The 14,253-nt window shown below is 71.9% G+C and carries 11 protein-coding genes; 6 read left to right on the forward strand and 5 right to left on the reverse strand.

Going from position 1 to position 14,253, the window contains the following annotated elements:
- Positions 1-21: 21 nt before the first annotated feature.
- The 4 genes from ACH4G3_RS01980 to ACH4G3_RS01995 all read left to right on the forward strand — a co-directional run bounded on the left by ACH4G3_RS01980 (position 22) and on the right by ACH4G3_RS01995 (position 5,305).
- The gene (locus tag ACH4G3_RS01980) at positions 22-1,371 is read left to right on the forward strand and encodes an ABC transporter substrate-binding protein (RefSeq protein WP_397622611.1); all 1,350 of its coding nucleotides are present in this window, start codon (positions 22-24) and stop codon (positions 1,369-1,371) included.
- Positions 1,372-1,459: 88 nt separating this feature from the next.
- On the forward strand, positions 1,460-2,398 hold the full coding sequence (locus ACH4G3_RS01985) for a carbohydrate ABC transporter permease (RefSeq protein ID WP_397622612.1): 939 nt from the start codon (positions 1,460-1,462) through the stop codon (positions 2,396-2,398).
- Complete coding sequence (locus ACH4G3_RS01990; RefSeq protein ID WP_397622613.1) at positions 2,398-3,216, forward strand: carbohydrate ABC transporter permease; 819 nt, start codon at positions 2,398-2,400, stop codon at positions 3,214-3,216. Before ACH4G3_RS01985 ends, ACH4G3_RS01990 begins: the two co-directional genes overlap by 1 nt.
- A gap of 28 nt (positions 3,217-3,244) precedes the next feature.
- Complete coding sequence (locus ACH4G3_RS01995; RefSeq protein WP_397622614.1) at positions 3,245-5,305, forward strand: beta-galactosidase; 2,061 nt, start codon at positions 3,245-3,247, stop codon at positions 5,303-5,305.
- 224 nt (positions 5,306-5,529) lie between these two features.
- On the opposite strand, the gene ACH4G3_RS02000 is transcribed toward ACH4G3_RS01995, so the two are convergent.
- Genes ACH4G3_RS02000 through ACH4G3_RS02020 form a run of 5 tightly spaced genes read right to left on the reverse strand, consistent with a single transcriptional unit; the run spans position 5,530 to position 11,371 of the window.
- Positions 5,530-6,936, reverse strand: coding sequence for an MATE family efflux transporter (locus tag ACH4G3_RS02000; RefSeq protein ID WP_397622615.1), 1,407 nt, complete (start codon positions 6,934-6,936; stop codon positions 5,530-5,532).
- Positions 6,937-6,950: 14 nt separating this feature from the next.
- Positions 6,951-7,979, reverse strand: a complete 1,029-nt coding sequence (locus tag ACH4G3_RS02005; protein ID WP_397622616.1) for a cysteine synthase family protein — start codon at positions 7,977-7,979, stop codon at positions 6,951-6,953.
- A gap of 26 nt (positions 7,980-8,005) precedes the next feature.
- On the reverse strand, positions 8,006-9,364 hold the full coding sequence (locus tag ACH4G3_RS02010; protein ID WP_397622617.1) for a Y4yA family PLP-dependent enzyme: 1,359 nt from the start codon (positions 9,362-9,364) through the stop codon (positions 8,006-8,008).
- A complete protein-coding gene (locus ACH4G3_RS02015) occupies positions 9,355-10,344 on the reverse strand; it encodes an ornithine cyclodeaminase family protein (protein WP_397622618.1) in 990 nt (329 codons plus the stop codon). Before ACH4G3_RS02015 ends, ACH4G3_RS02010 begins: the two co-directional genes overlap by 10 nt.
- A 37-nt stretch (positions 10,345-10,381) precedes the next feature.
- The gene (locus ACH4G3_RS02020; protein WP_397622619.1) at positions 10,382-11,371 is read right to left on the reverse strand and encodes a TauD/TfdA family dioxygenase; all 990 of its coding nucleotides are present in this window, start codon (positions 11,369-11,371) and stop codon (positions 10,382-10,384) included.
- A 305-nt stretch (positions 11,372-11,676) separates the two neighbouring features.
- On the opposite strand from ACH4G3_RS02020, the gene ACH4G3_RS02025 reads away from it, so the two are divergent.
- Entirely contained in the window at positions 11,677-13,230 is a 1,554-nt protein-coding gene (locus ACH4G3_RS02025) for an ABC transporter substrate-binding protein (RefSeq protein WP_397622620.1), read from the forward strand.
- A complete protein-coding gene (locus ACH4G3_RS02030; protein ID WP_397622621.1) occupies positions 13,215-14,213 on the forward strand; it encodes an ABC transporter permease in 999 nt (332 codons plus the stop codon). The genes ACH4G3_RS02025 and ACH4G3_RS02030 overlap by 16 nt, the downstream gene beginning before the upstream one ends.
- The last annotated feature ends 40 nt before the right edge of the window (positions 14,214-14,253 follow it).

Genomic DNA, 14,253 nt, shown 5'->3' on the forward strand with positions numbered 1-14,253 from the left:
GCACCACGTGAGGAGTCACGTGTGTACACGCCCATGTCCCCCGGTCCTCCGACCCGCCGCGCCCTGCTGCGCGGTGCTCTCGGCCTCGGTACGGCCGCCGCACTCTCCGCCTGCGGCGGCGCCAGTAGCGCGCCCCGCACCTCCGGCGACGTCACCCTCTCCCTGTGGACCCACGACCCGGGTTACGAGGAGTTCTTCGTCAGGGGCGTCCCGGAGGCCGACCGCGCCACCGACTTCCGCTACCACCTGAAGGTGACCCGCTCCGGACCCCCGGACATCGTCACCAAACTGCTTGCCCAGGCCGTCGCCGGACGCGGCACACCCGACCTGGTGGGCTTCGAGATCGGCAGCTTCCCGCGCATGCTGCGCGGCGACATCTCCGAACGGCTGCTGCACGACTTCACCCCCGACATCGAGGCCGTACCCGGCCTCAAGGACGACCTGCTGCCGGCCCGCACCGCCCCCTTCAGCAAGGACGGCCGCGTCTACGCCTTCGACTCGGACACCCCGATGGTCGTCTACTTCTACCGCGACGACCTCTTCGACAAGTACCGGCTCCCGACGGACGCGGCCACGTGGGAGGAGTTCGCCGGGGCCGGCGCCCGGGTGTACCGGGACCACCGCGTCTCGCTGTGCGTCGTCTCCACGCTGGGCAGCGACCCCGGCCAGGTCGTGCAGTCCTTCCAGATGCTGCTCTACCAGCGCGGCGGCGCGTTCTTCGACGCCGACGGGAAGCTGCTCCTGGACTCGCCGGAGGCCGAGGAGGTGCTGCGGTTCCTGTGCGAGGGGCTGCGCAGCGGCTTCGTCGTCGACGTCGCCGACTACTACGGGGCCGCCATGCAGACCGCCCTGAAGCAGGGCCGGGTCATCGGCCTGCCCATGGCCATCTGGTACAAGAACTACGGCCTGGTGCCCAACGTGCCCGAGCAGAAGGGCAAGTGGCGGGTGCGCGACCTGCCCCGGTTCAGCAAGGGTGGCGGGGTGACCGCCGCGCTCGGCGGCACCGGCTTCGGCGTCGTCAGGGACAAGGCCAACACCCGCGCGGCCACGGAGTTCCTCTTCAGGACCTGGCTCACCCACGACGGCCAGGTCCGCCGCTTCACCGAGACCGGCTATCTGCCCACCCGCCGGTCCGTCTACGACGATCCGCGCCTGGGCGGCTACACGGACGACTTCTGCGGCGGGCAGCGGCTCTTCCGCCTCTACCGCTCCCTGCTGCCGCACGTGCCGCCGTTCCACCAGAGCCCCGACCAGTCGATCCTCTACGACGTCCTCGCCGGCAACCTGCTGCGCGCGTACCGCGGGGCTCTGTCGCCGCGGGAGGCGCTGCGGCAGACCGCGGCGGACTTCCATGACCAGGCCGGGCGGTAATTCGTCCGCGGCGCCCCTGTGGCTTGTCGCGCAGTTCCCCGCGCCCCTGAGGGCGCTGCCGAACTCGGCGGATCAGGAGTGACCCACCATGACCACCACCGTTGCCGGACCGCCCGGCGCCGCACGCACGCACAACGCCCCGGGCCGGGAAGAACACCGCCCCCGCCGTACCTGGGCGCCCTACCTCTTCATCTCGCCCTTCTACCTGCTCTACGTCCTGTTCATGCTGGTCCCGGTCGGTGCCTCGCTGTGGCTTAGCCTCACCGAGTGGGTGGGACTCGGCACCCCGCACTGGGTGGGCCTGCGCAACTACCGGCTGCTCGCCACCGACATCAGCTTCCACCGGGCCCTCGGCAACACCGCCGTGTTCGTGCTGGTCGCGGTGTGCGTCGTCGTGCCGCTCGCGCTGCTGATCGCCCAGGCCCTCAACACCCGTGGCCTGCGCGTACGGGACCTGTGGCGCACCGCCTACTTCGTGCCGATCGTGGTCTCGCCCATCCTCGTCGCCCTCGTCTTCGGCCTGATCTTCGACCGGCAGTTCGGTCTCGCGAACGCGGTGCTGCGCGCCCTGTTCGGCACCGGCGGCATCGACTGGCTCGGCGATCCCGGTCTGGCCAAGGTGAGCATCGCGCTGGTGATGCTGTGGCGCTGGACCGGCTACCTCACCGTCTTCTTCCTCGCCGGACTCCAGAACGTGCCCCGCGAGCTGTACGAGGCCGCCGCCCTGGACGGCGCCGGGCGGCTGCGCACCTTCGCCACCGTCACCCTGCCGGCGCTGAAGCCGGTGACGGCGTTCGTCGTCGTCACGTCCTTCATCGGCGCGGCCCAGATCTTCGAGGAGCCGTACCTGCTGACCGGCGGCGGACCGGCAGAGTCCACGCTCTCCGTGACCATGTTCATCTACCGGGCGGCCTTCCAGCGCCAGCAGTTCGGCTACGCCGCCGCCGCGGCCGTCGTCCTCTTCGTCCTCGTCTTCGGCCTCAGCCGGCTCTTCAACCGTCTCCTCGGCATCGGGAGGGCCGCCTGATGACCCGCACCCGCGTACCTCTCTACGGCGCACTGGTCCTGTTGCTCCTGGGTTTCCTCGCCCCGCTGGTGTGGGCGCTGAGCGGCTCGTTCAAACCGCGCGGCGACATCTTCGGCTACCCGCCGAAGCTCGTCCCCGACCCGTTCACCCTCGACAACTACCGCACCCTGCTCACCGACCAGCCCTTCGGCCGCTGGTTCCTGATGAGCACGGTCGTCGCCGTCGTCGCCACCACCGTGTCCGTCTTCGTGTGCGCGCTGGCCGGCTACGGCTTCGCCAAGTTCCGCTTCGCCGGGAAGCGGCTGCTGTTCAACGTCATGTTCAGCTCGCTGTCGATCCCGTTCGCGGTGATCCTCGTGCCGCTTTTCGTGATCCTCGTCAAGACCGGGCTGGGCAGTCCGTGGTTCGCGCTGATCGTGCCCTGGGTGGCGCCCGCGTTCGGGATCTTCATGATGCAGCAGTACATCGTGCAGTCCATCCCGGACTCGGTGCTGGAGGCCGCCCGGATCGACGGGGCGAGCGAGTTCGGCATCTTCCGGACCATCGTGCTGCCGCTGCTGCGGCCCGCGCTGGGCGCCCTGGCCGTCTGGCAGTTCCTCCAGAGCTACAACAGCTTCCTGTGGCCGCTGGTGCTGGTCTCCGACAGCTCCCAGTACACCCTGCCGCTCGGCCTGCAGACCCTGTTCGTGTCGGAGCAACGGCAGTACGACCTCGTGCTCGCCGGAGCCGTCCTCGCCGTCCTGCCCGCCGTCGCCCTCTTCGTCCTGCTGCGCAAACAGCTCCTCGAAGGCCTGTCCACGGGCGCGGTCAAGGGCTGACGCCCCTCAACCCAGCTGAAGGAGAAGCATGTTCGAGCTGCCCCGACGCGTCCTGTTCGGTGCCGCCTACTACCACGAGTACCAGCCCTACGAGCGTCTCAAGGACGACCTCGACCTGATGGCCGAGGCCCGCTTCTCGGTGATCCGGGTCGGCGAGTCCGTCTGGTCCACCTGGGAGCCCGAGAACGGCCGCTTCGACCTCGACTGGCTCCAGCCGGTGCTGGACGGCGCCCACGAGCGGGGCATCTCGGTCGTCCTCGGGACGCCCACCTACGCGGTACCGCCCTGGCTGGCCCGCCAGTACCCGGAGATCGCGGGGGAGCACCGCACCGGCGAGCGCATCGGCTGGGGTGCCCGGCAGGAGGTCGACTTCACCCACCCGGCGTTCCGCTTCCACGCCGAGCGGATCATCCGCAGGATCGCCGAGCGGTACGCCGACCACCCCGCGGTCATCGGCTACCAGGTCGACAACGAACCGGGCCTGCACCTCTTCCACAACCACGGCGTCTTCCAGCGCTTCACCGACGACCTGCGCGAGCGGTACGGCGACGTGGAGACGCTCAACCGCGAGTGGGGCCTGGTCTACTGGTCGCACCGGCTGTCCACCTGGGCCGACCTGTGGACCCCGGACGGCAATGCCCAGCCGCAGTACGATCTGGCGTGGCGGCGCTTCCAGGCCCGGCTCACCACCGAGTTCATCGCCTGGCAGGCGGACATCGTCCGCGAGTACGCCCGGCCCGGCCAGTTCGTCACGACCTGCATCTCCTACGACCGGCAGGGCGTCGAGGACGACCGGCTCACCGACCGCCTCGACATCACCGCGGGCAACCCGTACTACACGATGCAGGACGCCCTCGCCCTGCCCGACACCGGCGCCGCCGGGCAGAACTGGACGACCAACGGCACCTGGGCGCTGTACCGCAGCGCGGACCGCATGTACTCCTCGCGCCAGGAGCCGTTCCTGGTCACCGAGACCAACGCGCAGGCCATCGGCGGGCCGTGGGACAACCGCCCCGCCTATGACGGCCAGTGGCGGCAGGCGGCCTGGGCGCTGATCTCCCGCGGCGCCTCGATGATCGAGTACTGGCACTGGCACACCCTGCACTTCGGCACCGAGACCTACTGGGGCGGCATCCTCCCGCACAACGGACGCCCCGGCCGCGTCTACCGCGAACTGGCAGCTCTGGGAGGCGAGTTGGATAAGGCCGGTGACCTCGTCGCGTCCCTCACCCCGGACGCCGACGTCGCCTTCCTCTACGACGGGCCCAGCAAGTGGGCGCTCCAGGGCCAGCCGCCGCTGGCCGGCCCCGACCAAGGCCCGGACGGGCGGTCGTACGAGAGGATCTTCGACGCCTTCTACCGCGGTGCCTTCGACGCGGGCCTCCAGGCGCGCGTCCTGCACCCCGGACAGCTCCCGGACGCCGATCTGCCACCCCTCCTGGTCGTCCCGGCCTACTACGCCGCTGACGACTCCGTCCTCGACCGGCTCCGCTCCTACGCCGAGGCCGGCGGCCATCTCGTGCTCGGCCCCCGCACCGGCTACGGCGACACCGAGGCCAGGGCCCGCACCGACCTCCAGCCCGGCGGCCTGGCGGAGGCGGCCGGGGTGACGTACGACGAGTTCAGCAACCTGGGCGACCCGCTGCCCGTCACCGGCACGGACTCCCTCCCCCTCCCGGCCGACGCGCACGCCCTGCACTGGGCGGACGGGCTGCTGCCGCAGGGCGCCGAGACGCTGGCGGCGTACACGCATCCGCACTTCGGACGCTGGCCCGCGGTCACCACGCACCGCCACGGCGCCGGGCGCGTCACCTACGTCGGTACCGTCCCCGACCCCGTCTTCGCCCGGGCCCTGTTCGACCGGTACGCCCCCGAGGGCGCCTGGCGCCCCGCCCACCCGAGCGTCACGGCCACCTCGGCGACCGCCCGGGACGGCCGCCGCGTGCGCTTCCTGCACAACTGGTCGTGGGAGGAGGTCTCCGTGCCGGTGCCCACCGAACTGCGGGACGTGCTGTCGGACACCGTCTACGGCGAGTCGGTGCCGCTCGGGCCGTGGGACGTGAAGGTGCTGCTGGAGGAACAGGTCTAGGAGCCGTCGCTTCCGGCCGGAAAAGTTCCGGCCGCCCCTTCGCCGGGCATCGTGTCAGGGGCGTGGGCCGCGCCGCCCCGGAGGGGGAGCGGGCGGGCCGTGTGGGCCGGGCCGAAGGGATGGGAAGCCATGACGTCGACGCTGCCCTCGGGAGAGACGCAGCCACAGCCGGTGCTGAACCCGCCGGCGGACTTTCTGGAGTCGCTGCCCGAGGGCTGACCGGCTCAGGCCACGGCCGCCGGCCGGTCCGCCGCCCGCAGGGACAGCGCCCGGCCGTAACGGCGCAGCAGGAGCAGGGCGGTCGCGGCGAGGCCGGTGAGCAGGCCGAGCCAGACGCCCCGGGTCTCCAGGCCGGCGAGGTGCCCGAGGAGCCAGGCGGCGGGCAGCCCGATCAGCCAGTAGCCGACGAGGGTGATCCGGAAGCCGCTCTTGGTGTCGTCGAGGCCGCGCAGCAGGCCGACACCGATGTTCTGCGCGCAGTCGAAGAACTGCAGCACGGCGGCGACCAGCAGCAGGCCGGTGGCGATGTCCGTCGCCGTGTGTCCCTCGGCCGTCGACGGGTCGATGAACGGGCGCAGCACCAGGCCGGGCACGGTCAGGTAGGCGACCCCGACCACGGCCATCACGGCCGCGGCGCACGCCAGCGCGGTGTTCTTGATGCGCCGCGCGGCGGCGATCCGGTCCAGGGCGAGTTCCCGGCTGACGTTGAGGGACGCGGCGTGGGACAGGCCGACCGCGACCTGGAACACGATGTAGATGAGCTGGTTGACGGCGGTGTGCGCGGCCAGCGCCGCACTGCCGAACGTGCCGATGAGCAGGGCGACGACGGAGAAGAAGCCCGCCTCGGAGCCGTAGGTGGCGGCGATGGGCACGCCCAGGCCGGTCAGCCGGCGCAGGGTCGCCGGGCGGGCCTTCCAGAACCGGATGTCGAGGAGCGGGGCGAGCCGGGGGTCGCGGCGCGCGGAGACGTACAGGGCCACGCAGGTCAGCGCGTACACCAGCGAGGTGGCGAGGCCGATGCCGGGCAGGCCCAGCTTCGGCAGGCCCCAGGTGCCATGGATGAAAACCCAGTTGAGGCCCGCGTTGACGGCGACCGACGCGATCGTGATCCGCAGCAGCGCCTGCGGGCGGCGCATGCCGACGGTGAACTGGCGGATCGCCTGGAACCACAGGCAGGGGACCAGGCCGGGGGCGAGCGCGAGCAGCAGCGGCCAGGCCGTGTCCACGACCTCGGGGTCCTGACCGAGGTAGGCCAGGGCGCGCCCGATCAGCAGGATGACCAGGGCACCGGCGACCCCGGCCAGGGTGGCCAGCGCCAGCGCGGCGCGGACCACGTCCCGGACCTCCTCGACGGCGGCCTCGGTCAGCTCCTCCTCGTCGTCGGCGCGGGCGGAGGCGGCGGAGACCTGGTTGCCGACCGCGGTGACCAGACCGACGCCCATGGTCCGCAGCTGGTTGAAGACGACCATCGCCAGGCCGCCGCCGGCCAGCGCCTCGGCACCCATCAGGCCCATCATCACCGTGTCGGTGGTGGTGAGGGCGACCTGGGCGAGCTGGGTCAGGGCGAGCGGTACGGCCAGGGTGGCGAGGGCCCGGCTGTCCCGGAGCAGGGTGGAAAGCGGTGTCGGCATCTGATGGGTTCTCGTCAGTTCTCGCGGAGTTTCGTCAGCAGCTCGTCGACCTCACGTTCCACGGCCGGGTCGATGAGGGATCGTGCGGTCATCCAGTCGTCGTCGAAGACGGTGTCCATGTACTTCTCGCCTCCGTCGTTGACCAGGGCGACCATAGTCGTGCCCGGCGGCAGCGCGGACATGCGGGTCAGCGCCTCGTGCACGACCCCGCCCGCCGAGCCGCCGATCAGCAGCCCGGTGCGGCGCGCGACGACCCGGGCCGTCGCGAAGGCCTCCACGTCACCGACCTTCACGCCCTCGTCGATCAGGTCGAAGTCGACGAGCAGGCCGATCGTGGCGCCCTCGGGGGTGCCGGTGCCGGACTGGTAGTAGTCGTGGGCGGGCCCGCCGAACGCGATGGACCCCTTCGGCTCGACGCCCACGATCCGCACGTCCGGCACGGTCTTCCGCAGCTCCCGCCCGGTCCCGCACAGCCCGCCGCCCGTGCCCACGGCACCGACCAGGACGTCGACGCGGCCCTCCAGGGCGGCGTCGAGCTCATGGGCCACGGCGTGGTAACCGACCGCGTTGGCCGGGTTGTTGTGCTGCTCGGTGAAGAACGCGGTGTCGTCCTCCTCGGCCAGCTTCTCGGCGAACTCCTCGCGGGCGGCGGTCGCCAGCTCCTCATCGCCCTCATCGGCGACGTAGACGAGCTCGGCGCCCAGGGCCTTCATGCCGCGCAGCTTGTCGGCGCAGGCGTGGTGGTCGACGACCGCGGTGAAGGTGTAGCCGCGCTCGGCGGCGATGACGGCGAGGCCGAGCCCGGTGTTGCCGGAGGTCGACTCGACGATCCGGCCGCCCGGGGGCAGCAGGCCCCGCTCCTCGGCGTCGAGGACCATCTGGCGGGCCATACGGATCTTCGCGGTGCCGGTCGGGTTGAACTGCTCCAGTTTCAGCAGCAGCCGGCTGCCCGTCTCGGTGCGGCACAGCTCGAACAGGGGTGTGTGGCCTATGAGGTCGGAGACCCGGCTGACCACGGCGGGACGCGTGAGCGTCTTGTCCATCGGATGGCTCCAGGGGGAGTGGGGAGTCAGGCGAGGGGATGGCGGTCGAGCCGCCAGCGGGTGCGGCCGCCGTCGTCGGTCTCGACGACGACCTTCGGGGGAAGCGGCAGCTCGTGAAAGGGGGACTCGTTGGAGTCCATCTGGTATCCGGCGGTGTTGGGGTAGACGAGCAGGTCGCCGGGGGCCGGGCGGGCGGGCAGCAGCACCTTGCGCCAGGTGAGCATGTCGGACTCCAGGCAGGTGGCGCCGCCGACGCAGGCCGCGTACGGCCCGGTGGCGCCGTCCGGCCGCGCGGGCAGCAGCACCGGATCCGGCAGGTACTCGCTGCTGAACCACTGCTCGGACAGGCTGAGGCTGCTGCCGTCCACGGTGACGATGCCGTATCCGGAGGGCCGGTCCTTGACGCCCTGGACGCGGAACACCGTGCACCCGGCCCGGTCCAGCAGCGCCCGGCCGGGCTCCAGCAGGAGCCGCACCCCGGCCGCGCGCAGCCGTCCGGCGAGGTCGTGCGCCTCCAGGACGGCCCGCAGCGCGTCGGCGCCCGCGACGGGGGAGTGGTAGGGGTAGAAGTCCGCCGGGGCGAAGGACTTGCCCGCGTGGTACTGCTCGGGCCGCTGCTCCCGCAGGAAGCGCGCCCAGTGCCCGGCGTCGGTGTAGTCGACGGCGAACCCGCCGCCGATGCTGATCCGGTCCGCGCGCAGCCCCAGCACCCGTGCCTTGAGGCACAGATCGACGAGCTCGCCCGCCGACCGTGCGCGCTGCTCGGTGTCGTAGCCGGACAGATGGAAGGAGAAGCCCTCCATCACCACGGCCTCCCCGGCCTCCGCGCACCGGGCGAGGGCCGACTCCAACTGCTCGTCGTCGAGGCCGAAGCGGCTGTGCGGCTGGGCGGGCGGCAGGCGCCGCAGCAGCACCCGCGCCGGGCGCGCGGTCGTCTGCGCCAGGGCGATCACCTGCTCCAGCTCGTCGAGTGCGTCCACGGCGATCAGACAGCCCTGAAGGACAGCGACCCGCAGCAGGCCCTCGGCCTTGGCGGGTCCGGTGACCACGACGTTCTCGCCGCGTACCCCGTGACCGAGCGCGTCCCGCAGTTCACCGGCGCTGGCCACGTCCACGCCCGCGCCGGACAGCGCGCAGCGGTCCATCCAGACGGCGGCCTTGTTGGCCTTCTTGGCGTAGTACACGCGGCCTTCCACGCCGGCCTCGCTCAACACCTCGGTGAACGCGGCCAGGTTGGCGTCGAAGCGGTCGGGCAGCAGGAGGTGGAAGGGGCCACCGAGCGCGTGCGACAGCTCGTGCGGCAGTTCGCTGCCCAGCAGGGTGTCGAGCTGCGGATCCGGGTGGGCGGGCAGCGGCGGGGCGGCGGACGTACGGGTCACTGCCACAGCGACACCCGCGTTCCCAGGCCCTGTTCGACGGCCAGCTGCGCGAAGCGGTGCCCGAGCGCGATGTCGGTGACGACCAGGCCGCTGTTGTAGGCGAAGATCCGCTCGTCGGCGGAGCGCCGGCCCTCGGCCCGGCCCGCCACGACCTCGGGGAACTCCGCGTCCACCGGCGGGAAACCGCCGTCCGCGTCGGCCATGTCGGTGCCGGTGACCTTCATCTGCGCCTCGCTCGTCGCGACCACCCGGTCCGCCTCGTGCAGGGTCGACGGGGCGATGCCGTGGCCGACCAGGATCGACAGCGCGCCCGGCTTCAGGTCGGCGGCCTCGACGGCGGCGGGCGTGTGCTGGCCGGCCGTGGCTACCACGACATCGGCGTCCGAGGCGGCGGCCCGTACGTCGTCCACGACCTCCACCTCCCGCTCCGGGAAGTAGTGGTGGAGCCGCTCGCGTACCGCGGCGAGGCCGTCCGGGTGGGTGCCGTACACCATGAGCCGGTCCAGGTCCGGCAGCGTGGTGAGCAGGAAGGGCAGCGCCAGGCGGCCCTGGGTGCCGGTACCGATGACGAGCGCGCTGCGGGCGCCGGGCCGTGCGCACTCCCGGGCCAGCAGCGCCGAGACGGCCGGGGTGCGCAGCGAGCCGATCCGGCCGCAGTCCATCATCGCGACCGGCAGTCCGGTGACGTCGTCGTAGATCGTGAGCGTCGTGTAGTAGTGCTGCTCGTCGCGCGACTTGTCCAGGCCGTGCTTGTACGAGGTCTTGATCGCGACGACCTTGCGGACCCCGTCCCGGCCGAGCATGGCGTACGAGACGGAGTGGCCGTCCTCCGGTTTGACGGTGAGCTTGCGGGGGTTGGCCGACCTGCCGTCGGCGAGCGTGCGGTAGGCCTGCTCGACGACGTCGACCACGTCTTTCAGTGATATGTCGATGCCGGCGATGTCGCTGGTGCTGAGGATGCGCAGGGTCCTGTCGTCCGCGGTCACGGCTGTTCCCTTCCGGTGCGGGTGGGTGGGCGGCGGATCAGATGTGGGCGACCAGCGCGGCCTGCCCGTATCCGTGCTCGTCCGCCTCGGACAGGGGGCGGCTGCGGCGGCCGGGCACGCGCACCGAGGCGCGCTTGAGCCAGCGGTCGGTGCCGTCGTAGCGGGCCTTGAACGGCACACGGCCGTGCACCACCAGGTCGTTGTCGACGACCAGGACGTCACCCGGCTCCAGGGCGACGGCGACCGAGACGCGTTCCAGTTCGGCGGTGAGCCGGCCGTAGGCGGCGCGGTAGTCGGCCGGTGCCTCGTCGAGCGGGGTGTAGGCGGGGTCGTAGCGCAGGGTGGGGCCGGCCTGGGTCTGCCACAGGGCCGGGACCTTCGGAGGTTCTCCGGCGAAGGAACGGGCCTCGGCGTAGGCGTCGTCCGGGAGGATCGGCAGGACCGGGCGGGACAGCAGCGCCAGGTCGTCCGCGGCCAGTCGGGTCCTGCGGACACTGGCGGCGGTGGTGGCGACCGCGTCGTGGTTGCGCATGCAGGCCAGCAGCAGCAGATGGGCGCGGCCGGGGTGGAAGGCGTCCTCGGTGTGCGGGCTGAGCAGCACGGTGCTGCTCGCACCCGTCTGCTCCTGCTCGTGGCCGGGCGAGGGCACGATGTTGTGCACGAACCGGCCTTCCTGCTGACCCTCCCAGGCGATGGGGTGGCCCATGGCCGTGGCGAGCAGCAGCAGGAGCACATCCCAGGCGGCGGCACGGTCGCCCGCGGTGTCCCAGCCGGAGGGCGTGGGGCCGATGCCGGCGTCGTCGACGGGCAGTCCGCGCAGGACGTACAGGCCGTCGTCCGTGTCGACGGGGCGGCAGGTGTGCAGGATCGTTTCGTCAAGGCGGGCCGCGGCGTTCGCGACCCGGCGGAGCAGCTCCGGCCGCGCGGCCGAACTGCCGGACTCGGCAAGGATCTTGTGGGCGGTGTCGGTCAGCTCGTCGACGTCGTGCGGGGCGAACTGGCGAAGGGGTACGGCTCCCGTGGGCATGGCGCAGACATCCGTTTCGGGGCGGGCGCGGGTGCGGGTGGATGGAGCTCGGAGTGCCGACCCTGTGTGTTGCCTGTGGGACGGCTGGTGATCGCTGCCGAAACCTAACAGGCGAATTTAGGTAAGGCAATCCTCACTAGGAGCGAGGCCTCTACTTGCGAATGTCTTGCAACAAGAGGGGTGATGCGTGCGCCTGTGCGCCCTTTGACGCCCCGGCAGAGATCGTTCAGGCATTGCGCTGGGGGCTCTATTTAGGGTAGGCACGCCTAAGCAATGTGCTCCCGCGTGGCTGAAAGAGGTCGTACGTGAACGTGAACAGACGCCAAGTGCTGTGGGCCGGCGGCGCGATAGGCGCTTCCGCGCTCCTCGCCGCCTGCGGCAGCGGTGACGACACCTCGGCCAAGTCGCCGGCGGGCAAGAACGAGAAGCCGCGCCGCGGCGGCACCCTCCGGGTCGGCGCCCTGGGCCGCGCCTCGGCCATCACCCGCGACCCGCACGGCACGCAGGCCAACGAGAGCGACTACCTGATCATCTCGCTGGTGCACGACACCCTGACCGTCCCCGGCACCAAGCCCAACACCGTCCCCCGCCTCGCCGCGAGCTGGAAGGCCTCGGACGACCTGAAGACCTGGCGCTTCACCCTCGCGAAGGGCGCGAAGTTCCACGACGGCACCCCGGTCACCGCCGAGGACGTCGTCTGGTCCCTGAAGCGGCTGCGGGGCACCCCCTCCGGCGCCTCCCGGCTGCCCGGCATCAAGGCCGAGAACATCAAGGCCGAGGGCACGGACACCGTCGTCCTGGTCTCCGACTACGCCAACGCCGAACTGCCCCAGCTGACCCGGCTGACGACGTTCGTGCTGAAGAAGGACACCAAGGACTCCGACCTCGGCAAGGCGCCCGGCACCGGCCCCTTCAAGCTGGACTGGTTCCGTTCCGGCAACGCCCGCCTGGTCCGCAACGCCGACTGGTACGGCGGCGACGTGCACCTCGACGCCATCGAGGTCAAGATCTTCGAGAGCCCCCAGGCGATGGCCAACGCCCTGCTGGCCGGGCAGATCGACGTCGCCTCCAACGTCGGCGCCGTGGCGGCCCGTACGGCCGAGAAGCGCGGCGACGTCCAGGTCGTGCGCCGCCCCAACGACATGGCGATGCCGATCGTCATGCGCACCGCCGACGGGCCGTTCGCGGACGCGAAGGTGCGGGAGGCGCTGCGGCTGGCCGTGGACCGCGAGGCCATGGTCAAGCAGGTCCTCTCCGGCTACGGCACGGTCGCCAACGACATCCTCGGCACCGGCGACCCCGCCTACGCCAAGGACGTCCCGCAGCGCACCCGCGACCTGGCCAAGGCCAAGCAGCTGCTGAAGGAGGCCGGCTTCGACACCTCGAAGACGTACAAGCTGCTGACCACGGAGGACATCGCCGGACTCGCCGAGTCGGCGACGCTGTTCGCCTCCCAGGTCCGCGAGGCCGGCGTGAAGGTCGAGGTCGTCCGGCAGGAGTCGGCGACCTTCTGGGACAAGACCTGGCTCAAGGGCGACCTCTACACCACCTACTGGGGCACCAACGACTCCGTGGTGTTCTTCGCCAGCAAGACCATGGTCTCCGACTCCGGGCAGAACGAGGCCGGCTGGAAGAACAAGGAGTTCGACGCCGCCTACCGCAAGGCCATGGCCACCAAGGACGCGGCGGAGCGGGCCCAGGTCCTGCACGAGCTCCAGCAGATCGAGCACGACGAGTCCGGCTACCTGCTGTGGGGCATGGCCGACGGCATCGACCTGGCCGGCGCCGCGGTGCGCAACCTGCCCACCCTGCCCGGCTACGGGCGCGTCCAGCTCGAGCGGGCATGGCTGGCACGCTGACCCCGACCGCACGGCAGGAACCGGCGGCGGGCTCCCGGCAGCCGGGGCGTGCCGTCCTGCGCGCGGCCGGGGTGCTCGCGCGCCGGTTCCTGCTGCTGGCCGGGCTGCTCGCCGCCGTCTTCGCCGCCGTGGAACTGCTGCCGGGGGACGCGGCCGACGCCACCTCGGAGCGGGGGGAGAGCGCGGCCGACCTCGCCCAGCGCCGTCAACTCCTGGGCTTGGACCGGCCCGTGGCGGAACGGTTCTGGGACTGGATGACCGGCCTGCCCACCGGCGACCTCGGCACCTCGGCGCGCGGCGAGCAGGTCGCCGACCTGCTCGCCCGGCCGTTCCCCAACACCCTGCTGCTCGGCGGGCTCGCGCTGCTGCTCACCCTCGTCGCCTCCGTCGCCCTCGGCTGCTGGGCGGCGGCCCGGCCCGGCGGCCCGCTCGACCGGGCCGTGTCGGCGAGCGCCACCGGCATCCTCGCGCTGCCCGAGTTCGTCGTCGCCGTGGCCCTCGTCCTCGTGTTCGCGCTGTGGACCGGCTGGCTGCCCGCGGTCACCCTCACCGACTCGGACGGCTCGCCCGCCTCCTGGCGGATGCTCGTGCTGCCCGTCCTCGCCCTGGCCGTCCCGCAGATCGGCTGGAACACGCGGATCGTGCGGGCCGCCCTCGCCGACGAGGCCAGGGCACCGCACATCGACACCGCCGTCCTCGACGGGCTGCCCCGGCACCGGATCCTCACCCACCATCTGCTGCCCGGCGCCCTGCCCACCATCGCGGCCGGGGTCGCCACCTCCACGGGCATGCTGCTCGGCGGTGCGGTCGTCGTGGAGACCATCTTCAACTACCCCGGCATCGGCTCGGTCCTCGCGGGCGCGGTCGCCGACCGGGACAGTCCGGTCATCGCCGGGGTCGTCGCCGTGACGGGAGCCGTGATCACCGGAGTGCTGCTGCTCGCCGACCTTGTCCGTACGTGGGCCTCGGGAGGCCGGACGTGATGCCGAAGACCGTGGGTGCCGTGTGCGCCTGGGGCCTGGG

Origin of the sequence: Streptomyces afghaniensis, assembly GCF_044327915.1 — a bacterium.
GTDB classification, from domain to species: domain Bacteria; phylum Actinomycetota; class Actinomycetes; order Streptomycetales; family Streptomycetaceae; genus Streptomyces; species Streptomyces afghaniensis.